21 protein-coding genes are annotated in these 20556 nt (G+C 70.3%); 11 read left to right on the forward strand and 10 right to left on the reverse strand.

Translation table 11 applies throughout. The features are described 5' to 3' along the window. Positions 1-81: 81 nt before the first annotated feature. Positions 82-1170: a ferrochelatase gene (hemH, locus tag MFF54_RS01745; RefSeq protein ID WP_238300798.1), complete on the forward strand. Its 1089-nt coding sequence runs from the start codon at positions 82-84 to the stop codon at positions 1168-1170. Between the two features lie 52 nt (positions 1171-1222). Here the strand turns inward: hemH and MFF54_RS01750 are convergent, their stop codons facing one another. After that, positions 1223-3595 carry an RNA degradosome polyphosphate kinase gene (locus MFF54_RS01750; RefSeq protein ID WP_238300800.1) on the reverse strand — a complete coding sequence of 791 codons (2373 nt, stop codon included), beginning with the start codon at positions 3593-3595 and terminating at the stop codon, positions 1223-1225. 183 nt (positions 3596-3778) lie between these two features. On the opposite strand from MFF54_RS01750, the gene MFF54_RS01755 reads away from it, so the two are divergent. After that, positions 3779-4519, forward strand: coding sequence for a pyridoxamine 5'-phosphate oxidase family protein (locus tag MFF54_RS01755; protein WP_306423942.1), 741 nt, complete (start codon positions 3779-3781; stop codon positions 4517-4519). Between the two features lie 51 nt (positions 4520-4570). Here the strand turns inward: MFF54_RS01755 and MFF54_RS01760 are convergent, their stop codons facing one another. Together MFF54_RS01760 and MFF54_RS01765 are read right to left on the reverse strand one after the other, a co-directional pair. Then, positions 4571-5290, reverse strand: coding sequence for a P-loop NTPase family protein (locus MFF54_RS01760; RefSeq protein ID WP_238300802.1), 720 nt, complete (start codon positions 5288-5290; stop codon positions 4571-4573). 40 nt (positions 5291-5330) lie between these two features. After that, entirely contained in the window at positions 5331-6428 is a 1098-nt protein-coding gene (locus MFF54_RS01765; protein WP_238300804.1) for an AI-2E family transporter, read from the reverse strand. Between the two features lie 179 nt (positions 6429-6607). Here MFF54_RS01765 and purM point away from each other — a divergent pair, with 179 nt between their 5' ends. Together purM and purN are read left to right on the forward strand one after the other, a co-directional pair. Beyond that, positions 6608-7675: a phosphoribosylformylglycinamidine cyclo-ligase gene (purM, locus tag MFF54_RS01770; RefSeq protein WP_238300805.1), complete on the forward strand. Its 1068-nt coding sequence runs from the start codon at positions 6608-6610 to the stop codon at positions 7673-7675. Beyond that, positions 7672-8328 (forward strand): phosphoribosylglycinamide formyltransferase, encoded by a 657-nt coding sequence (gene purN / locus MFF54_RS01775; protein ID WP_283206238.1) that lies wholly within the window; start codon positions 7672-7674, stop codon positions 8326-8328. The genes purM and purN overlap by 4 nt, the downstream gene beginning before the upstream one ends. A gap of 89 nt (positions 8329-8417) precedes the next feature. Here the strand turns inward: purN and MFF54_RS01780 are convergent, their stop codons facing one another. Further along, positions 8418-8780: a hypothetical protein gene (locus tag MFF54_RS01780; protein ID WP_238300807.1), complete on the reverse strand. Its 363-nt coding sequence runs from the start codon at positions 8778-8780 to the stop codon at positions 8418-8420. A 177-nt stretch (positions 8781-8957) separates the two neighbouring features. Then, entirely contained in the window at positions 8958-9380 is a 423-nt protein-coding gene (ndk, locus tag MFF54_RS01785) for a nucleoside-diphosphate kinase (protein ID WP_238300809.1), read from the reverse strand. A 253-nt stretch (positions 9381-9633) separates the two neighbouring features. On the opposite strand from ndk, the gene MFF54_RS01790 reads away from it, so the two are divergent. After that, a complete protein-coding gene (locus MFF54_RS01790) occupies positions 9634-10155 on the forward strand; it encodes a DUF2147 domain-containing protein (RefSeq protein ID WP_238300811.1) in 522 nt (173 codons plus the stop codon). A gap of 23 nt (positions 10156-10178) precedes the next feature. Here the strand turns inward: MFF54_RS01790 and MFF54_RS01795 are convergent, their stop codons facing one another. Beyond that, positions 10179-10814 carry a glutathione S-transferase family protein gene (locus MFF54_RS01795; RefSeq protein WP_238300813.1) on the reverse strand — a complete coding sequence of 212 codons (636 nt, stop codon included), beginning with the start codon at positions 10812-10814 and terminating at the stop codon, positions 10179-10181. Positions 10815-11136: 322 nt separating this feature from the next. On the opposite strand from MFF54_RS01795, the gene MFF54_RS01800 reads away from it, so the two are divergent. The 5 genes from MFF54_RS01800 (at position 11137) to MFF54_RS01820 (ending at position 15189) form a co-directional block, all read left to right on the forward strand. Further along, complete coding sequence (locus MFF54_RS01800) at positions 11137-11409, forward strand: hypothetical protein (RefSeq protein ID WP_238300814.1); 273 nt, start codon at positions 11137-11139, stop codon at positions 11407-11409. Between the two features lie 70 nt (positions 11410-11479). Continuing rightward, complete coding sequence (locus MFF54_RS01805; protein WP_238300815.1) at positions 11480-11905, forward strand: DUF4345 domain-containing protein; 426 nt, start codon at positions 11480-11482, stop codon at positions 11903-11905. Further along, positions 11898-13949 (forward strand): FUSC family protein, encoded by a 2052-nt coding sequence (locus MFF54_RS01810; RefSeq protein ID WP_238300816.1) that lies wholly within the window; start codon positions 11898-11900, stop codon positions 13947-13949. Before MFF54_RS01805 ends, MFF54_RS01810 begins: the two co-directional genes overlap by 8 nt. A 14-nt stretch (positions 13950-13963) precedes the next feature. Further along, positions 13964-14158 carry a DUF1656 domain-containing protein gene (locus MFF54_RS01815; RefSeq protein ID WP_238300817.1) on the forward strand — a complete coding sequence of 65 codons (195 nt, stop codon included), beginning with the start codon at positions 13964-13966 and terminating at the stop codon, positions 14156-14158. Next, the gene (locus MFF54_RS01820) at positions 14155-15189 is read left to right on the forward strand and encodes an efflux RND transporter periplasmic adaptor subunit (RefSeq protein ID WP_370880260.1); all 1035 of its coding nucleotides are present in this window, start codon (positions 14155-14157) and stop codon (positions 15187-15189) included. Before MFF54_RS01815 ends, MFF54_RS01820 begins: the two co-directional genes overlap by 4 nt. Before the next feature lie 614 nt (positions 15190-15803). On the opposite strand, the gene gatB is transcribed toward MFF54_RS01820, so the two are convergent. The 4 genes from gatB to gatC all read right to left on the reverse strand — a co-directional run bounded on the left by gatB (position 15804) and on the right by gatC (position 19561). Continuing rightward, positions 15804-17276 (reverse strand): Asp-tRNA(Asn)/Glu-tRNA(Gln) amidotransferase subunit GatB, encoded by a 1473-nt coding sequence (gatB, locus tag MFF54_RS01825; protein WP_238300819.1) that lies wholly within the window; start codon positions 17274-17276, stop codon positions 15804-15806. A 99-nt stretch (positions 17277-17375) separates the two neighbouring features. Then, positions 17376-17675, reverse strand: coding sequence for a hypothetical protein (locus tag MFF54_RS01830; RefSeq protein ID WP_238300820.1), 300 nt, complete (start codon positions 17673-17675; stop codon positions 17376-17378). Next, positions 17672-19165, reverse strand: a complete 1494-nt coding sequence (gatA, locus tag MFF54_RS01835; RefSeq protein WP_238300821.1) for an Asp-tRNA(Asn)/Glu-tRNA(Gln) amidotransferase subunit GatA — start codon at positions 19163-19165, stop codon at positions 17672-17674. The genes MFF54_RS01830 and gatA overlap by 4 nt, the downstream gene beginning before the upstream one ends. Before the next feature lie 108 nt (positions 19166-19273). Further along, complete coding sequence (gatC, locus tag MFF54_RS01840; RefSeq protein ID WP_238300823.1) at positions 19274-19561, reverse strand: Asp-tRNA(Asn)/Glu-tRNA(Gln) amidotransferase subunit GatC; 288 nt, start codon at positions 19559-19561, stop codon at positions 19274-19276. A 415-nt stretch (positions 19562-19976) separates the two neighbouring features. On the opposite strand from gatC, the gene MFF54_RS01845 reads away from it, so the two are divergent. Beyond that, positions 19977-20546: an SMI1/KNR4 family protein gene (locus MFF54_RS01845; RefSeq protein ID WP_238300825.1), complete on the forward strand. Its 570-nt coding sequence runs from the start codon at positions 19977-19979 to the stop codon at positions 20544-20546. The last annotated feature ends 10 nt before the right edge of the window (positions 20547-20556 follow it).

Consider the following 20556-nt stretch of genomic DNA (forward strand, 5'->3'; position numbering starts at 1 on the left):
CGCGGCGTCGTCAGAAGTCCCGCCCCCGGCAGCCCCAAGCGCGCCGGGCGGGGCGCCGCCGCGGACCGGAAAGCTCAGGTGATGAACGAACGCGTCGAACCCGCAACGCTGGCGGCCCGCCAGCCCCTGGCGCCGCAGGCCTCCGTCAGTGCCGGCACGCTGCCCGCCGAGCATCCACCCGTGCGCTGGGGCCGGGTCGGCGTGCTGCTGATGAATCTCGGCACGCCCGAGGGCACGACCTACTGGCCGATGCGCCGCTACCTGAAGGAGTTCCTCTCGGACCGCCGCGTCATCGAGGTGCCGCGGCTGATCTGGTGGCCGCTCCTCAACCTCGTGATTCTGTCGAAGCGCCCGGGTCCGAAGGGCCGCGACTACGCAAGCGTCTGGAACAAGGAGCTCGACGAGGGCCCGCTCAAGACGATTACCCGCGGCCAGCGCGACCGGCTTCAGGCGGCGCTCGGCGACTCGGTCGTGGTCGATTGGGCGATGCGCTACGGCAAGCCGGAGGTGTCATTGCGCATCCAGGCGCTGCTCGACCAGGGCTGTGACCGCATCCTGCTGGTGCCGCTCTATCCGCAATACGCCGCCGCGACCTCGGCGACCGCCTGCGATCAGGCTTTCAAGGCCCTGATGCAGATGCGCTGGCAGCCGACGGTCCGGGTCTCGCCCCCCTACCATGACGACCCGGTCTATATCGACGCGGTCGCCCGCTCGATCCGCGAGGGGCTGGCCAAGCTCGATTTCGAGCCGGAGGTGATCCTCACCTCGTTCCACGGCGTGCCGAAGAGCTATCTGCTCAAGGGCGACCCCTACCATTGCCAGTGCGTGAAGACGGGCCGCCTGATCCGCGAGGCCCTGGGCTACGGGCCGGACAAGATGCGCACGACCTTCCAGTCGCGCTTCGGCAACGAGGAGTGGCTGAAGCCCTACACCGACGAGACCGTGCAGGCGCTCGCCAAGTCCGGCGTGAAGCGCATGGCGATCGTGGCGCCGGGCTTCACCGCCGACTGCCTGGAGACGCTAGAGGAGCTCGACGGCGAGAACCGCCACTATTTCGAGGAGAACGGCGGCCAGAAGTTCGCCTACATCCCCTGCCTGAACGACGGCGATCTCGGCATGGAGGTCATCGAGCACGTGGTGCGGCGCGAGCTGCGCGGCTGGGTGGATTAGGTTCTTCCCGCATTCTCCCTCCCCCGCGGAGGGGGGAGGGAGAGCGCGGGAGCTACCCCCGTGCCCGCCGGCTCAGCGCCCGCGGGCTCGACTTCTTCGAGGCTTTGCCGCGGCCCGAGAGGCTCGGGTTCGTCATGAAGTACTTGTGGGCGTTGAACGGCTCCTCGCCTTCGGCGGGCTGGACCCGCTCGCTGGCGCCCGAGGCCAGAACCCGCCAACTCTGCCGGTTGTCGAGAAGGTTCGCCAGCATGATCTGGTCGAGCACCTGCTGGTGCACGGTCGGGTTGGTGATCGGCAGGAGCGCCTCGACCCGGCGGTCGAGATTGCGGCTCATCAGGTCGGCCGACGAGATGTAGACGGTCGCCTTCGGGTGGGGCAGCCCGACGCCGTTCCCGAAGGCGTAGATGCGCCCGTGCTCCAGGAAGCGCCCGACGATCGACTTGACCCGGATCGTCTCGGAGAGCCCCGGCACGCCGGGTCGCAGGCAGCAGATGCCCCGCACCACGCAGTCGATCTGCACCCCGGCCTCCGAGGCGTCGTAGAGTGCGTCGATGATCTGCCCGTCCACCAGCGAGTTGCACTTGATCCAGATCGCGGCCGGGCGCCCGGCCTTGGCGTGGGCGATCTCGGCCTCGATGTGCTCGAGCAGCCGCGGCTTCAGCGTCAGCGGCGAGACCGCCATGCGCTCGAGTTCGGCCGGCTCGGCGTAGCCCGTGATGAAGTTGAAGATGCGGGAAACGTCCCGGGCGATGGCGGGGTCGGCCGTGAAGAACGAGAGGTCGGTGTAGATGCGCGCCGTGATCGGATGATAGTTGCCCGTGCCGATGTGGCAGTAGGTGACGAGGCGCTCGCCCTCGCGGCGCACCACCATCGAGAGCTTGGCGTGCGTCTTCAGCTCGACGAAGCCGAAGACAACCTGGGCGCCGGCCTTCTCGAGGTTGCGGGCCCAGCGGATGTTGGCCTCCTCGTCGAAGCGGGCCTTCAGCTCGACGAGCGCCGTCACCGACTTGCCGGCTTCGGCGGCTTCCGCGAGCGCGGCCACGATCGGCGAGTTCGAGGACGTGCGGTAGAGAGTCTGCTTGATCGCGACCACGTTCGGGTCGCGGGCGGCCTGGGCCAGGAACTGCACCACCGAGTCGAAGGATTCGTAGGGGTGGTGGACGCAGAAATCCTTCTGCCGGATCGCCGCGAAGACGTCGCCGCCCGATTCCCGGATGCGCTCGGGAAAGCGCGGGTTGTAGGGTTTGAACTTCAGGTCGGGCCGGTCGATCGAGACGATCTGCGAGAGTTCGTTGAGCGCCAGCATCCCCTCGACGAGGAAGATCGCGTCGGGCGAGATCTCCAGCTCGTCGGCGACGAAACTGCGCAGGTCCTCCGGCATCCCGGCCTCGACCTCGAGCCGGATCACGACGCCGCGACGGCGCTGCTTGAGCGCGGTCTCGAAGTGCAGGACGAGGTCCTCGGCCTCCTCCTCGATCTCCAGATCGGAGTCGCGCACCACCCGGAAGGCGCCCTGGCCCCGGACGTGGTAGCCGGGGAAGAGCCGGCCGGTGAACATCACGATCACCTGCTCAATCGCGATGAAGCGGACGGCCGGATCGCCCTCGACGGCGGGCAGGCGCACGAAGCGGTCGAGCACGCCCGGCATGCGGATCAGCGCGCGCAGCGTCCGCCCGTCCTTCGGCCGCACCAGCATCAGGGCGATGGTCGAGCCGAGATTCGGGATGAACGGGAAGGGATGCGCCGGGTCGATGGCGAGCGGCGTCAGCACCGGCAGGACGTGGTTGAGGAAGTACTCCTCCAGGAAGGCCTTGTGCTGGGCGATCAGATCGCCAGGCTCGACGAGCGCGATGTCGACACCGAGCAGCTCCGCCCGCAGCTCCCGCCAGCGGGTCTGCTGGTCCTCGGCCAGCCGCGAGACCTCGGCCGAGATCCGGGCGAGCTGCTCAGACGGGGTGAGGCCGTCCTGCGAGGGCAGCGTCAGCCCGGCCCGGACCTGATCGTGCAGACCGGCGACGCGGACCATGAAGAATTCGTCGAGGTTGTTGGCCGAGATCGAGAGGAAGCGCAGCTGCTCCAAGAGCGGGTGGCCGGTGTTGGAGGCCTCCTCTAGCACCCGGCGGTTGAACTGCAGCCAGGAGAGCTCGCGGTTCACAAAGCGCTCGGGCGAGTGGCGGAGCGTGCGGCCGGCTTCCAGCACCGTTTCGCGGGCCGGCTCCCCGACATGGGTCGGGGCCTCGGAGATGTCGCTGGCGACCGGCCACTCGTCGCCGCTCTCGGCGGTCGCGGGCGTGGCCTCGGCCGGGACAGGGCGTGCCGCGGTCGCGCGCCGGGACGGCGCTGCCCGGCGCGGGGCGGCCGGCCGCTCGGCCCCCGTCTCCTCGTGCGCCTGCTCGTTCTCGCGAGTTCCGACTCTCGGCTCCATCTCCGGCAACACGTGTCCTCCAACTCTGCGGCGCCGCGCCCTCTAGCAGGGAATCGGCACAGTCGCATGACGGTTCGATGACGGCTTTGCGCCGTGGTCCTGATCGGACCGCGGTTCGCCCGTCCCTTCGGATGGATGCCGAGGGGCGCGCGCCAATCCGCTTCCGATTGGCGAACGCTTTGAGTGGACGTCACCGTCCCAGCCGCTTCCGAAGAAAGCTCCGACGGCGGCCCATGGACCCTGTCCAGGGCAGAACGCGACACCGTGTCGGTCGCGGTCGCCTCCTTCTCAAAACGACGCGACCGAAGTATCTGGGTTCTGCAATCCCGCCGATCCATCCTCGGGGTTAGATGCGCCTGTGAGGTTCTGATGGCAAAGCAGTTTCGGGAGATCGGCGACACGCTCAAGAATTTTATAGCGTCGCAAAAGATATTCTTTACCGGCTCCGCGGCGTCGGGTTCGCGGGTCAATATCTCGCCGCGCTCGACCGATCATCTTCACGTGCTCGGCCCCAACGAGGTCGCGTATCTGGATCTAACTGGGAGCGGCAGCGAAACGGCTGCCCACGTGAAGGCCGACGGTGCGCTGACCCTCATGCTGTGCGCGTTCGACGGCACCCCGATGATCCTGCGCCTCTACGGAAAGGGTCGCATCGCGTTGCGGGGAACGCCTGCCTACGCGGCTTTTCTCGATCGCTTATACGGGGGCGCAGAACCGCCCGGGGCCCGCCAGATCGTCTGTCTCGATATCGATCTCGTACAGACGAGCTGCGGCTTCGCGGTGCCGCTCTTCGACCATGTCGGCGAGCGGTCCGTTCTCGACCGCTGGGCCGAGGCCAAGGGTGAGGAGGGGCTGCGCGCCTACCGGGCCGAGAAGAACGCGGTCAGCATCGACGGCCTGCCCACGGGCTTCCGCGATCCTTGACGTTGTGTCGATGGCGGCAAGCGCGCTCCCAGGATCGAGCGGAACGCGCCGCTAATCCTCCGACACGTCTTCCGAGACGTCCTCGCCGCCGCCCATGCGCTCCAGCACGGCGAGCGCCAGCGGCTTGGTGATGCGGCGCCCGCGGCCCAGGGCGTCGCGGTCGAGTTCCGCCACCACCTCGCGGGCGCGGCCGAGCGAGCGGTCGAGGCGCAGTGCCAGCGCGTCGATCACCCCGAGATCGACCACGAGCTGGCGGTCCACGAAGAGTTTGACGATCACCGCCCGCAGGAGCGCGTCGTCCGGGGCGAGGATCGCCGCCGAGGGCGCCAGACGCAGGCGCGAGCGCAGGTCCGCGGTGGCGAGGCCGATGGCCTCGATCGGCTGCCCGCTCGTCATCAGGACCGGCGCCCGGCGCTCGCGGGCGAGGTTGAGGAGGTGGAACAGGGCGGCCTCGTCGGCGCGCTCCGCGCGGTCGACGTCCTCGATCACCAGGGCGCCGTTCGAGACGAGGTGGCCGACATCCGCCCGGCCGATCCCGGCGGCCGGCACGGTCCAGGCGTGGGCGCGCGTCGCCCAGATCGAGGCGAGATGGCTCTTGCCGCTGCCTGCCGGACCGGTGAGCAGCAGCACGGTATCGGGCCAGTCCGGCCAGGCCTCGATCAGGGCGTAGGCCGCCTCGTTGGCTGGGCCGACCAGGAAGTCCTCCCGGCCGTAACGGGGATCGAGCGGCAGGTCGAAGGTGAGCTGACGGGGCGGTGCGGTGTCGCGCATGGGACCGCTTATACACCTGGACGGACGGCGATGGCGTGCCTCACGGTTCCCGGCGCCCGACCTCGATGAGCACCGGCGCCTCGGCGTGGTAGAGCCGGCTCTGCAGGTATTGCCGCAGGGCGAAGCGCACCAGCACGCCGATGGAGGCGGCGACCGGCACGGCCAGCAGCAGGCCGAGGAAGCCGAAGAGCGAGCCGAAGGCGAGCAGTGCGAACATCAGCCAGACCGGGTGCAGGCCGACCGAGTCGCCGACGAGCTTGGGCGAGATGATGTTGCCCTCCAGGAACTGGCCCACCAAGAACACCCCGATGGTGAGCCCGATATGCAGCCAGTCCGAGCCCGGCCAGAACTGCACCAGCGCGACGCCGACCGAGAGCAGGAAGCCGGTGAGCGTGCCGACATACGGGATGAAGGTGAGGAAGCCCGAGATCAGGCCGATCAGCACCCCGAAATTCAGCCCGACCAGCCAGAGCCCGACCGCGTAGAAGGTGCCGAGGATCAGGCAGACGAGCGTCTGGCCGCGCACGAAGCCGATGATGGCCCGGTCGATCTGGGCGGCGAGGCCCCGCACGGTGGTGCGGTGGCGGGGCGGCACCCAGCCGTCGATCGACGCGACCATGCGGTCCCAGTCGACCAAGATGTAGAAGGCCACGACCGGCGTCACCACGAGGAGCGAGGCGATCGAGATCAGCGCCTGACTGCCGCTCCAGAGGGATTTCAGGAAGGCGAGGAGCCAGGTCACGCCCTGGCTCGCGAGCGTGCCGACGGAGGATTGCAGCTCGTTGATCGCGTCCGCCCCGCCGAGGCGCTGGAGGAGCGGGCCGGCGCGCTCGGCCAGGATCGCCTGCAGCCGGGCTACCATCTGGGGCAGGCTCGCGATCAGCGCGGCGATCTGGTTGGCGACGAGCGGCACGAGGAGGAGCAGGCTCACCACCAGCCCCACGACGAAGAGCGCCAGGATGAGGAGGCTCGCGGCGAGGCGCCCGAGGCCGAGCCGCTCCAGCCGGTCGGCGAGCGGGTCGAGCAGGTAGGCCAGGGCGATGCCGGCCACGAAGGGCAGCATCACGTCGCGCAGGAGGTAGATCAGCAGGCTCAAGGCCACGAGCGCCGCCAGCCCGATCACTGCCCGTGCGCGCATCGCCGGCCCTCCCCCTTCCTGCCCGGTCGGAGAGTGGGAACGCGGTCCCGCACGGTCAAGGCTGCGCCCCGTACCGACCGCGTGGAGGTGGATGCCGCGGAATTCTTGGACCCCGCGGGTTCGACGGCGCGGCGCTTTGGGCTAAAGAGCCCCTGACCGAGACGAGGATACGGGCGCCGATGACGGCCGAGAACGAGAATGGGCTGACCTACGCGCAAGCCGGCGTCGACATCGACGCGGGCAACGCGTTGGTCGATGCGATCAAGCCGCTGGTGCGCGCCACGCGCCGGCCGGGCGCGGATGCGGAGATCGGCGGCTTCGGCGGCCTGTTCGACCTGAAGGCTGCGGGCTTCAAGGACCCGATCCTGGTGGCGGCCAATGACGGCGTCGGCACCAAGGTGAAGATCGCGATCGAGACGAACCGCCACGCCACGATCGGCATCGACCTCGTGGCGATGTGCGTGAACGACCTCGTGGTGCAGGGCGCCGAGCCCCTGTTCTTCCTCGACTACTACGCCACCGGCAAGCTCGTGCCGGGCGTCGGCGCCGACATCGTGCGCGGCATCGCCGAGGGCTGCCGACAGGCGGGCTGCGCGCTGATCGGCGGTGAGACCGCCGAGATGCCGGGCCTCTACGGCGGCCAGGACTACGACCTCGCGGGCTTCGCGGTGGGCGCGGCCGAGCGCGGCACGCTGCTGCCGAAGCCGGGCATCGCGGCGGGCGACCTCGTGCTGGGCCTGCCCTCCTCGGGCGTGCACTCGAACGGCTTCTCGCTGGTGCGCCGCATCGTGGCCCGCACGGGTCTGGCCTGGGACGCCCCCGCCCCCTTCGAGACGGGGCGCTCGCTCGGCGAGGCACTCCTAGAGCCGACCCGGATCTACGTGAAGCCGCTGCTCGCCGCTTTGAAGGCGACCGACGGCATCAAGGCTCTCGCCCACATCACGGGCGGCGGCTTCCCCGACAACCTGCCCCGCGTGCTGCCGGACGATGTCGGCATCGCGGTCGATCTCGACGCCGTGAAGGCGCCCGCGGTCTTCGGCTGGCTCGCCCGCGAGGGCGGCGTCGCCGAGGCCGAGATGCTGCGCACCTTCAACTGCGGCATCGGCATGGCCGTGGTGATCGATCCCGCCAAGGCGGACGCGGTGATCGCCGCCCTGACCGAGGCCGGCGAGGCGCCGGTCCGGCTCGGGCGGATCACCCCGCGGGGCGCGGAGCCCGTCACCTTCGAGGGTCGGCTCGCGCTGTGAGCACGGTGGCCAAGACCCGCGTCGCGATCCTGATCTCGGGCCGCGGCTCGAACATGGTCTCGCTGATCGAGGCGGCGCGCGCGCGCGACTTCCCGGCCGAGATCGTGCTCGTGCTGTCGAACCGGCCGGACGCCGCCGGCCTCGCCCGCGCGGCGGAGGCCGGCATCGCCGTGAAGGCGGTGGACCACACGGCCTATCCGGACCGCGTGAGCTTCGACGCGGCGCTCGACGCGGAACTGCGCGCCGCCGGGATCGAGCTGGTGTGTCTCGCCGGCTTCATGCGGATCTTCACCCCCGGCTTCGTCGAGGGCTGGGCGGGCCGGATGCTCAACATCCATCCCTCGCTGCTGCCCTTGTTCAAGGGCACGCACACGCACGAGCGGGCGCTGGAGGCCGGCGTGCGGCTGCACGGCTGCACGGTGCACTACGTGGTGCCGGAACTCGATGCCGGCCCGATCGTCGCCCAGGCGGCGGTGCCGGTGCGGGCTGGCGACGACGCCGACAGCCTCGCGGCCCGGGTGATCGTGCAGGAGCACCGGCTCTACCCGGCGGCGCTCGCCCTGGTGGCGGGCGGCCATGCCCGGCTGGACGGCGACCGCGTGGTCTTCACGGACGAGACCGCCCAGGCGGACGGCGCCCTTCTCAGCCTGTAGGGGGATCCCGAAGGGCCTTCAGGCCCTTCGGCGGGGTATCGGGGCAGAGCCCCGATCCCTTGGCCTGATCCCTTGGCCCCGATCTCAGCTCAGACCGGCCGCTGCAGCTTGCAGGCGTCGAGCGCGCCGAGCGCCTTGGCGCGGGCCGAGTCGTTGAAGTAGCCGGTGGTGCGGTAGGACTCGATCTCGGCGTCGTCGAGGCTGCGCATGGTGCGGCTGGCGTAGCAGCCGCAGGGGCGCTCGAGCGAAGACTCGGAGGCGCTGGTCATCCGGGCCTGGACGACCGCGCAGGCGCGGCGAACGCGGGCCTCGAGGTTGGCCTTCGGCGCGGTGCGCAGCGCCGGATCGGGCTGGTACTGCTCGAAGGGCGCCGAGGAGCCGCCGGCGAGGGCCGCGGTGGCGCCGAGCGCCAGGAGGCCGGCGGCGAGCGTGAGGGACAGGCGGCGGATCATGGAGACAGTCCGGGGACGGTGAAGCTTGACCGTGTCCTTGGACGCCCCGCCGGACTCGCCGTCAATGGCCGCACCGCCACACCGCCCGGCATTCGGACCGGCCGCGCCCGGCCCGAAAAAAGAGAGGCCGCCGGTGTAACCCGGCGGCCTGATCCTGAGCGGTGCGCGGCGTGCGGTTCAGCCGACGATGTCGCCGTCCTGGAAGAACTGGGCGATCTCGGCCTTGGCGTTCTCGGCGCTGTCCGAGCCGTGCACGGTGTTCTCGCCGACCGACTCGGCGAAGAGCTTGCGGATGGTGCCCTCGGCGGCCTGGGCCGGGTTGGTGGCGCCCATCACCTCACGGTACTTGGCGACGGCGTTCTCGCCCTCGAGCACCTGCACCACGACCGGACCGGAGGTCATGAACTCCACGAGCTCGCCGAAGAAGGGGCGCTCCTTGTGGATCTCGTAGAACTTTTCCGCCTGCTGGCGGCTCATCTGGATGCGGCGCTGGCCGACGATGCGGAGACCCGCCTTCTCGATCACCGCGTTGACGGCGCCGGTCAGGTTGCGCCGCGTGGCATCGGGCTTCAGGATGGAGAAGGTGCGCTCGGTGGCCATGCTGGCGGTGTCCGTATTTTTCGAGGAAGAGGTTCGGCGGCTTGTCCGTCGGGCGAAAAGCCGTTGCGCCGCCGGGCTTATAGCGGCCCACCCCTGCCCTCTCAACCCGCGTGCCGCCCTCCTGTCGCGCAAGCGCGGCCATGGCTTCGCTGCAACAGGGCCGAAAAATCGCCCGATTGCGACGGCGTAGTCGCTTGCAGACGTTCCGCCCGCCCACGGCGCGCCCCGCGCGCCCAGCCTCGGAGACTTCCGCATGCGCCTCGCCCTCGGCTCCGCTGCCCTCCTGCTCGCCGGCCTCGGCTCCGCCTCCGCGGAGGCGCCGAAGGATCCCAGCGGCACCTGGCTGACCGGCGACGGCCGCGCCAAGATCCGCATCGACCGCTGCGGTCCCGGCCAGAGCCTCGTCTGCGGCAAGGTCGTGTGGCTGAAGGTGCCGAACACCGATGCGGGCACCCCACGCACCGATCTGAAGAACCCCGACCCGAAGAAGCGCGCCCGGCCGGTGATCGGCCTGCAGCTCATCGAGGGCCTGAAGCCCGACGAGGAGAAGTTCTCGGGGGAGCTCTACAACATCGAGGAGGGCAAGACCTATCAGGTCAGCCTGGAGCGCGAGAGCGCCCAGGAGCTCTCGGTCTCGGGTTGCCTGCTCAAGATCCTCTGCGGCTCGCAGACCTGGACGCGGGTGCCGGACGTGAACCAGCAGGCCGCGATCACACCGCCGGAGGCGCCGAAGCCCGCCAAGCCCGCCGCGCCGAAGGCCCCCAGGGCCGAGTAGGCCCGTGGGCTCGGGCGGTCGCGTCAGATCGCGGCCAGCCCGCGCTGCACGGCGGGACGGGCCAGAACCGTGTCGAGCCAGCGGCGCACGTTCGCGAAGCCCGTGAGGTCGATGCCCTGCTTGCCGTGGAACTTCGCCCAGGTGAGCGTGGCGATGTCGGCGATGGAGTAGTCGCCCGCGATGTAGTCCCGTTCCGCGAGCTGTCCGTCGAGCACGCCGTAGAGACGCCGCGCCTCGGCCTCGAACCGGTCGATCGCGTAGGGGATCTTCTCCGGTGCGTAGATCTTGAAATGGTGGGTCTGCCCGAGCATCGGCCCGAAGCCGCCGACCTGCCAGAACAGCCACTGATCGACCGCCACCCGCGCCCGCTCGTCCGTCGGGTAGAGGCAGCCGGTCTTGCGCCCGAGATATTGCAGGATGGCGCCTGACTCGAAGATCGTGATCGGCTGAGCCCCCGGCCCGTCCGGGTCCACGATGGCCGGGATCTTGTTGTTGGGCGAGATCTTCAGGAACTCGGGCGCCATCTGCTCGCCCTTGCCGATGTTCACCGGGATCACGCGGTAGGGCAGCCCGCACTCCTCCAGCATGATCGGGATCTTCCAGCCGTTCGGCGTACTCCAGGTATGGAGGTCGATGGGCTTGCCCTGGGCGACGGCCATGGGTCGGGGCTCCGGCTCGTTCTCGCCGGGCGGCGGACGCCGGGCGAGCCTGTGAGGTTAAGGACGACGCGCGCGTCCGCAAGATCCGATGTGAAGTCCGGCGTGCCGGCCGGTGGTGGCACCGTCCGCAACGGCCTAGCTAGCCCGGATCCTCCGCTGCGCTCAAGCGCGGTCGACCGCGGGCCGGTGAGACGGGTCCCCGCATCCGTCAGGGAATGACGGGGACGAACGCGGCCGGACCCTTGTCCTGGCGATCGGATGGGTCTGAAATCCCAGCGCCCGCCGCGGATCACCCGCGGCTCGAACGACCGGACCTGTCCCGATGCTCCACCGCCTTCTCGCCGGCGCGGCGCTCGCCCTGCCCCTTCTCGTATCCGCACCGGCCCTGGCGCGGGAGGCGCCCAAGGAGACCAGCGAGGCCGCCAAGCCCGCGAAGGAGCCGAGCGCCGGCCAGAGCGCGGCGCGGGCCCGGCAGAAGCAGTGCGGGACCGAGTGGCGCGCGCTCACCGACGCGCAGAAGGCCGCGCAGGGACCCAAATGGCCGCAATACTGGAGCAAGTGCAACAAGCGCCTGAAAGGCAACGACAAAGCCTGAGGAGCCGGCAACCCGGGGCCTGCCCGCGGGTTCTGATCGGCGGGTGGGCACGAGGCGAGCGCGGAGTCGGATGAACGAGCGGCAGGCGCTTCAGCGCGTGGTGGCGGTCGGAGCGGTGATCCCGTTCGCCGCCGGCCTCTACGGGGTGCTGTTCGGCGTGAACGGGCTCTCGCCCGGCGTCGAGAGCGTCTCGACGGACAGCCATTTCCGCTACCTCTCGGGCCTGCTCGCCGGCATCGGCATCCTGTTCTGGACCTGCGTGCCGGGCATCGAATCCAAGGGGCGGCTCTTCCGCTTCCTGACCCTCGTGGTGGTGCTGGGCGGGCTCGCGCGCCTGCTCGGGCTCTACCTCACCGGCATTCCCTCGTTGACCATGCTGGGCGCCCTTGGCGTGGAACTCGTCGTCACCCCGCTGCTCTGCTTCTGGCAGATGCGGGTGGGAACGAAGGCCCGGGACGCGGCCGCCGCACTGCCGGACCCGGGCACCGATGTCTGAGGCGGCCATCGCCGCTGCGCGGCCCGGCCGGCCACCCGCGCGCCTCGACCGGGCGATCGACCGGATCGACGCTCTCCTGCCGAAGCCGGCGGCCTGGGCCTTCGCCCTGCGCATCTGGATCGCCATGACGACGGCCCTGTACGTCGCCTTCTGGCTGCAGCTCGACAGTCCCTCGACCGCGGCGGTCGGCGTCGCGATCCTGGCACAGCCCAAGCGTGGCCAAGCGATCTCGAAGGCCGTCTACCGCCTGCTCGGCACGGCGATCGGCGGCGCCGCGGCGATCCTGTTCATGGCCCTGTTCGGTCAGGACCGGGTGATGCTGCTCGTCGCCTTCACGGTCTGGCTCGGCCTCTGCGTCTTCGTCGCGCAGTACCTGCAGGACACCCGGGCCTACGGGGCGATGCTGTCGGGCTACACGGTGGCGATCATCGCGATCGCCCATATCGATGCGCCGCAGGACACGTTCGACGCCGCCGTGGCGCGGCTCGCCGCGATCGTGGTAGCGGTGGTGGTGATCACCTTCGTCAACGACGCGCTCGCCTCGCCGAGCACGTGGCGCAGCCTGCGTCCGCCCCTCTCCGAGGCCTTCGCGGGCGTGAAGGCTTTCGCGCGCGAGGCCTTCGACAGCGGCGATCCCGGCGTCGAGCGCACGGCCGCGATGATCAGGACGATCGCGCCGATGCGGGCGGATGCCAGCGCCATCGCGGGTGAGCTCGACGACGGCCCGTACCGGGCGGCGGGCGCACGCAGTTGCATCGCGGCGCTCTACACGATGCTGGCGGCGAGCCGCGCCGTGGCGCGGGCCGCCGGTCGTCTCGAGACGCGGAGCCCGGCCGTGGAGGAGGCGCTGGCGATCTGCCGCGCGGTCGCGGCGGGCGACGTCGCCGCGCCCGGCCCGGCGGCGCTCGATCGGCACGACGCGCGCCTGCGCGATCTCGTTGACGCCGCGATCCGCGACGGCGACCGTCCGCTGGACGAGGTGATGGTGCTGCAGCGCGCCCTCGACGTGGTCAACGCCGCGACCTTCGCCGACGACGGCCTGCGGGCGATCTCGGACGGCCACCGGCCGCTGCGGGACGTGCCGCTGCCGACCCACCGCGACTTCCCCGTCGCCCTGCGGGCGGCGTTGCGCGTCGCCATCGCCTTCGGCCTCAGCGCCTTTCTGTTCATCCTGGCCGGCCTCCCCCAGAGCTCGTTCGCGCTGGTCCAGATCGCCGCCACCTGCGCGCTCTCCTCGGTCACGCCCGATCCGCGCGCCTTTGCCCGGGGCGTGCTGATCGGCATGCCGCTCGCCGGGCTCTGCGCCGGCTTGGTGCTCTACGGGGCCCTCAACGGGTACCAGGGCTACCCGCTGCTCGCCCTGGCGATGGCGCCGCCGATCTTCCTCGGCTGCTTCCTCTCGCTCAATCCCCCCACCTTCACGGTAGGCTTCATCATGCTGGTGTTCTTCACCGCCCTGATGGCGCCGTCCAATCCCCAGAGCTACGATGTCGAGACCTTCCTGCTGAACGTCCTGCTGGTTGTCCTGGCCGCGGTGATCCTCTTCCTCGCGGTGCGGCTCGTCCTGCCCATCTCGAAGGCGCAGCACCGGGCCTTCGCGCTCGATTCCGCCCGGCGCGACCTCGCCGAGGCGCTCGTCGGCGAAGGGGGCGACGCCACGGCGCGCACCAGCCTCAATGCCGACCGGCTGTTCCGGTTCGCCGGCTACAGCTCGGGCAGCGGCGCGGTTCGGCGCGTGGCGCTGACGCACGCCTTCGCCCTGGCCCAGATCGAAGCGGCCGCCGCCCGCGCCCACGCCCAGATGCGGAAGCTCCGAGACGCGGAAGGTCTGCATGGGCCGATCTGTCGGGCGCGCGAGGCGCTGGCCTCCGGCCATCCGGCGCGGCTCGAGGCGGCGGCCTGCGATCTCCTGCGCGCCGCCATCCCGGAGCCGGGCCATGTCCGGATGAGCACGGCGCGCGCCGCGACGGATCTCGCGACCGCCGCGCGGGTGATCGGGCCGCACCGCCGCTTCCTGCGGCGCCTCGCCGTCGCGCCGTTCTGAGAGAGGGCGGAGCGATGCACGCGGATCTTCAGTTCGGCGGGATCCTGATATCCCCCTTCGTCGCCTACGCGCTCGGCGCCTTCGCGATCCTCGCGGCTCTCCGCCCGCTGCTCACCCGGATCCGCCTCAACCGCTACGTGGCGAACCCGCCGCTCGCGGAGGCCGGGATCTACGTCTGCATTCTCGCTCTGCTGGTGGTGCTGCTCTGATGGCCGACGAGGACGATCCCAAGGCCGGCGAGCGGGCCGGACAGGGGGCTGCCCCGGGCACGGCGAGCGCCGAGCCCCCCGCCATCCGGAACGCGGGAGGCTCCCGCCGCGATCGGGCGCGCAAGCTCCTCCGAATCGCCGCCACGGCCGTGATCCTGCTCGTGGCCCTCGCGGCGGCGGCCGTGGTCTGGCACTTCTACGTCACGGCACCCTGGACCCGCGACGGGCGCGTGCGCGCGCAGGTGGCCGCCGTCGCGCCCCAGGTCTCGGGCCAGATCGTGGCGCTCAAGGTCTCCGACAACCAGACGGTGAAGCGCGGCGACGTGCTCTACCTGATCGATCCGTTCGACTTTCAGGTCGCGGTGACCCAGGCCGAGGCCGAGGTGAAGAACCGCGAGGCCGACCTGCAGGTGAAGAACGCCCAGTCCGCCCGGCGCCAGGCGCTCACCACGGTCTCGACCTCGGTCGAGGAGAAGCAGCAATACGCGGGCACCGCCAAGATCGCCGAGGCCGCGCTGGAGACCGCCAAGGCGCAGCTCTCGCAGGCGCAGATCAACCTCAAGCGCACGGAGGTGCGGGCGCCCGTCAACGGGCGCGTCACCAACCTGCTGCTGCGCGAGGGCGACTACGCGACGACCGGCACGGTCAACATCCGGGTGGTCGATACCGACTCGTTCTGGATCGACGGCTACTTCGAGGAGACGAAGATGGCCAACATCCACGTGAACGACCCGGCCGAGATGCGGCTCATGGGCTTCGAGCCGGCCCTCAAGGGCACGGTGGAGAGCATCACGCTGGGCATCGCCACCGCCAACGCGTCGCCGAGCACGCAGGGCTTGCCGAACGTCGATCCGGTCTACACCTGGGTGCGCCTCGCCCAGCGTGTGCCGGTGCGCATCCGCATCGACCATGTGCCGGAGGGCGTGCCGCTGGTCGCCGGCATGACCGCGACCGTCGTGGTCAACAACGGCGTCGGGACCCGTCCGGCCTGGTTCGCTGATCTGAGCCGCACGATCGCCGGGACGCGCTGAGCCCGGCGGATCGATCGCGCAGCATGAATTTTTGCGCCGCAGCAGGCCGGTCCTTAAGTCCCTGGTGCGGCACGCGTGCGCCGCGAAGGCGCCCGCCTACGGCGAATACTTCGCGCGGAAGGCGCGATTTTCCGGTTGACGTCTATCGAATACGGACGCAGTCTCTCTGGGTGCTTCGGGAAGGGAAGCACAGCCGTTCCGGATACGGCGCGCAGGGCGCGAATATCTGGCGCGATGATCCGTGAGCGAAGCTGAAGGAGACAGGGATGACTCCACCCCAGCGGCACGCCGTAACGACCACTTCCGGACCGGTCCGGCCGGAAGCCTAGCGGCAGATCAAGCGGACAACCCGGCGGAGGACGGCTCCAGGGGCGCAGAAGCGGCCGAACGGCGCGACTTCGAACACGCGAAATGCCCCACCTCAAGCCGTCTCCGGCGCGGTCCTCTCCGGCAGAGCCGGAGCGTGTCGATCATCGCGAAGGTGCCGAGCGCTCGCCGACAGCCCAGCAGGCTGCGTGCGGGCTGAACCCATGTCCAGTTCCGCCGATAGGGCGCAGTGGCTTTGCCCTCTCCCCGCGTGCGGGGAGAGGGGAATCACGTCGCCGCGGGGGGCCTTACTCGATCCCGAGCTTCGCCTTCAGCAGGGCGTTCACCGCGGCCGGGTTGGCCTTCCCGCCGGTGGCCTTCATGGTCTGGCCGACGAACCAGCCGAGCAGCGTCGGCTTCTCCTTCGCCTGCGCGACCTTGTCGGGGTTCTGGGCGATGATCTGGTCCACCGCTGCCTCGATGGCGCCGGTATCGGTCACCTGTTTCATGCCGCGCGCCTCGACCACGGCGCGCGGGTCGCCGCCCTCGGTCCAGACGATCTCGAACAGGTCCTTGGCGATCTTGCCGGAGATCGTCCCCTCGCCGATCAGGTCGATGATGGCGCCGAGCTGGTCGGCCGAGACCGGGCTCTCGTCGATGCTCAAGCCCTCCTTGTTCAGGCGCCCGAACAGCTCGTTGATCACCCAGTTGGCCGCGGCCTTCCCGTCGCGGCCCTTGGCCACCGCCTCGTAGAAGTCGGCCGACGCCCGCTCGGCGACCAGCACGCCCGCATCGTAGGGCGAGAGGCCGAAATCGGCCACGAAGCGGGCCTTCTTGGCGTCCGGCAGCTCCGGCAGGCCGGCCGCGAGGCCGTCCACGAAGGCCTGATCGAATTCCAGCGGCAGCAGGTCGGGATCGGGGAAGTAGCGGTAGTCGTGCGCCTCCTCCTTCGACCGCATCGAGCGGGTCTCGCCCTTGCCCGGGTCGAACAGGCGGGTCTCCTGCACGATGGTGCCACCGTCCTCGATGATCGCGATCTGACGGCGCGCCTCGGTCTCGATGGCCTGGCCGATGAAGCGGATCGAGTTGACGTTCTTGATCTCGCAGCGGGTGCCGAGCGGCTCGCCGGGGCGGCGCACCGAGACGTTCACGTCGGCGCGCAGGTTGCCCTTCTCCATGTCGCCGTCGCAGGTGCCGAGATAGCGCAGGATGGTGCGCAGCTTCGTCACGTAGGCCTTGGCCTCCTCGGACGAGCGGAGGTCCGGCCGCGAGACGATCTCCATCAGGGCGACGCCCGAGCGGTTGAGATCGACGAAGCTCTGGTTCGGCGCCTGATCGTGCAGGGACTTGCCGGCGTCCTGCTCCAGATGAAGCCTCTCGATGCCGACCGTGATCGACTCGCCTTCGGGCAGATCGACCAGCACCTCGCCCTCACCGACGATCGGATCCTTGTACTGGGAGATCTGGTAGCCCTGCGGCAGGTCCGGGTAGAAGTAATTCTTCCGGTCGAAGACCGAGCGCAGGTTGATCTTCGCCTTCAGGCCGAGGCCGGTGCGCACGGCCTGCGCCACGCATTCCGCGTTGATCACCGGCAGCATGCCGGGCATGGCCGCGTCGACCAGCGAGACGTGGGCGTTGGGCTCCCCCCCGAAGGCGGTCGAGGCGCCGGAGAACAGCTTGGAGCGGCTGGTGACCTGGGCATGGATCTCCATGCCGATCACGACCTCCCAGTCATGCAGGCCGCCCTTGATCAGCTTCTTCGGGTTCAGGGGTGCGTTCATGGTCGTCCGGGCCGATCCTCGGGGGAGGTCGCGGGGTGAACGGGGGGCCTGGAGCCCCTCGCGCTGTGGCGGTGAGTTAGGGGCCGGTGCCCGCGCGGGTCAAGCGCGGGGCCTCAGAGCGCGGCGCGCCCCGAAGCCGACGATCGCCCAGAGGAGCGCCGCGATCGTGCGCACGGGGAAGAAGGTCGGCCCGTCGTGGCTCACCGGTGCGGGCCAGGGGATGCCGACCGCGCCGATCGCCCAGGAGGCCAGCACCGAGACGGCGAGCGCGATGATCGCCGCGATGAAGACCTTGCCGAACTGGCTCGCGGTCCAGCCGAGATAGAGCGCCAGCAGAACGAGGATCGGGTCGAGGCCGGCCCAGATCCAGACCGTCCAGGGATAGAACGGGACGGTCATGCCCACCAGGGCTTCGGCAGGCTGACCCGGCCGGCCGCGTCCTCGATCACTTGGCTCGCCGCGAACAGCGTCTCCTCGTCGAAGGGACGGCCGATCAGCTGGAGGCCGAGCGGCAGGCCCTGCGCGTCGAGACCGGCCGGCACCGAGATGCCCGGCAGTCCGGCCATGTTCACCGTCACGGTGAAGACGTCGTTGAGGTACATCTCGACCGGGTCGGCCGAGGCCTTCTCGCCGATGCCGAAGGCGGCCGAGGGCGTGGCGGGGGTGAGGATCGCGTCGACGCCCGCCGCGTAGGCCGCCTCGAAGTCGCGCTTGATCAAGGTACGGATCTTCTGGGCGCGCACGTAGTAGGCGTCGTAGTAGCCCGCCGACAGCACGTAGGTGCCGATCATGATGCGGCGCTTCACCTCCCGGCCGAAGCCCGCCGCGCGGGTCTTCTCGTAGAGGCCCACGATGTCGTTGGCCGGCACGCGCAGGCCGTAGCGCACGCCGTCGTAGCGGGCGAGGTTCGAGGAGGCCTCGGCCGGGGCCACGATGTAGTAGGCCGGCAGCGCGTACTGGGTGTGCGGCAGCGAGATTTCCTTGATCGTTGCGCCAGCGTCCTTCAGCCACGCCGCGCCCTGGTCCCAGAGCCGCTGGATCTCGGCCGGCATGCCGTCGACCCGGTACTCCTTGGGAATGCCGATGGTCAGGCCCTTCACGCCGCGGGTCACGGCCGCCTCGAAGTCGGGCACGGGCAGGTCGGCGCAGGTGGTGTCGCGCGCGTCCGAGCCGGACATGGAGCCGAGCAGGATCGCGCAGTCGCGCACCGTGCGGGCGATCGGGCCGGCCTGATCAAGCGAGGAGGCGAAGGCCACCGTGCCCCAGCGCGAGCAGCGCCCGTAGGTCGGCTTGATGCCGACCGTGCCGGTGAAGGCCGCGGGCTGGCGGATCGAGCCGCCGGTGTCGGTCGCGGTGGCACCCAGGCACAGATGCGCGGCCACCGCCGCGGCGGAGCCGCCCGACGAGCCGCCCGGCACGATCGGCGCGTCCGAAACAACCCTGTCCACTGTGCGGCGCCAGGGCGAGATGACGTTGCCGTAGGCGCTGGTCTCGTTGGACGAGCCCATGGCGAACTCGTCGAGGTTGAGCTTGCCCAGCATCACGGCGCCGTCGCGCCAGAGATTGGCCGACACCGCCGACTCGTAGTGCGGGGTGAAGTTTTCCAGGATCTTCGAGCCAGCGGTGGTCTTGGTGCCCTCGGTGCAGAACAGGTCCTTGATGCCGAGCGGCAGACCTTCGAGCGGGCGCGCCGCGCCGGCGGCGATCTTCGCGTCCGAGGCGTCGGCCATGGCGAGCGCGCGCTCGGGCGTCTCCAGGATGTAGGCGTTCAGCGCGCGAGCCCGCTCGACCGCCGTGATATGGGCCTGCGTCAGCTCGCGGGCGGAGAACCGCTTGGCCTTCAGGCCGTCGCGCGCCTCGGCGAGGGAGAGTTCGTTCAGTTCGCTCACGTGTTCCGTCCTCACGTCCGCCCTGCGGCGGCGGGGCCTGCCCGGCGGCTCGGCCGGGCGCTCAAGCATGATGCCGGGCGATGCCCCGGCTTGCGGGCCGTGCCCGGCCTACTCGATCACCTTCGGGACGAGGAAGTAATTGTCCTCGGTCTCGGGGGCGTTGGCGACCACGTCCGCCGCGCGCTCGCCGTCCGTGACGACGTCCTCGCGCTTCTTCATCGCCATCGGGGTGACGGAGGTCATCGGCTCGACGCCCGAGACGTCGACCGCGCCGAGCTGTTCGACGAAGGCCAGGATGGCGTTGAGCTCGCCCTGTAGCGGCGCGACCTCCTCCTCCGAGACCGCGATGCGCGCCAGATGCGCGATGCGCCTGACCGTCTGTGCGTCGACCGACATGCTCACCCGTTCCGCGCCCCAGAGGGGCGGGCCTGATCGAAGAAATCCGCCGGGCTATAGCACCGGGCTTCGCGGCGCCGCAACGCGCGCCCCGGCGGGCCCTGCGCGGGTGCCGGGCGCTCAGGTCACCACATGGTTGGGTGTCGTGCTGACATCGACCACGATGCCGCGCTTCATCGGGTTGAAGTGCGCTTGGCCGAGGCCGAAGACGAGGATCTGGAGCGCGAGAAGCAGCATCAGCCTGTGCTTGCGCGGCAGGCGGCGGCCGGAACGAGGCGAGGCGGCAGTCAAGCGCGGGCCCTCCGTGAGCGTTAACGAGACGTTAACGACCCTATGCCGGAACCGTGCCGGTCTGCGCCACGTCGAACCTCGGATGGGGTTAACGCCTGTGGACGGATCGGGGATAGAGGCGCGGATGTGGGCTGAGGTGTTCGCGGAGCTGCGCCGGGGCTGCGCCTCGGAAGAGGCCGAGATCGCACGGGCGGAGCGGGAGCTCGGCTTCCCACTGCCCGGATCCTACCGGAGCTTCTGCCGCGCGTGCGGCGCAGGGCTCGCGGGCGAACTCGTGCGGGTGGCTACGCCCCTGCCCTACCCGGCCGCCGATCTCGTCGTGCGCGCCGAGCTGATCGCCCACAGCATCCAGGCGGCGATCGGCCTGCTCGATGCGCCGCCGGCCCTCTCGGTCGAGGGCGACGACCCGACGGTGCTGGAGCGCGCCTGCTTCTTCGGCGAGACCGAGGACGGCCACTTCCTGTTCTGGGACGTGACGGGCGACGATTCGGCGGGCGAGCCCGAATATGACATCTGGCTGCTGGCGCCCGACCTCGAGACCGTGCGCTTCGGGGGCGAGAGCCTCGACGCTCTGTTCCGGCGGCTGCAGGGCGAGGGCGTGCGCACCGTCCTCGGCGAGGCAGCCACGCCCCTGCCCTCCACCTTCGACGGGATCGAGGCCGCAGTACTGGCGCGCGGCGACGAAGCCCCGTAAGGCCGGTGCC

This window comes from Methylobacterium gregans, assembly GCF_022179245.1.
Classification (GTDB): Bacteria; Pseudomonadota; Alphaproteobacteria; order Rhizobiales; family Beijerinckiaceae; genus Methylobacterium; species Methylobacterium gregans.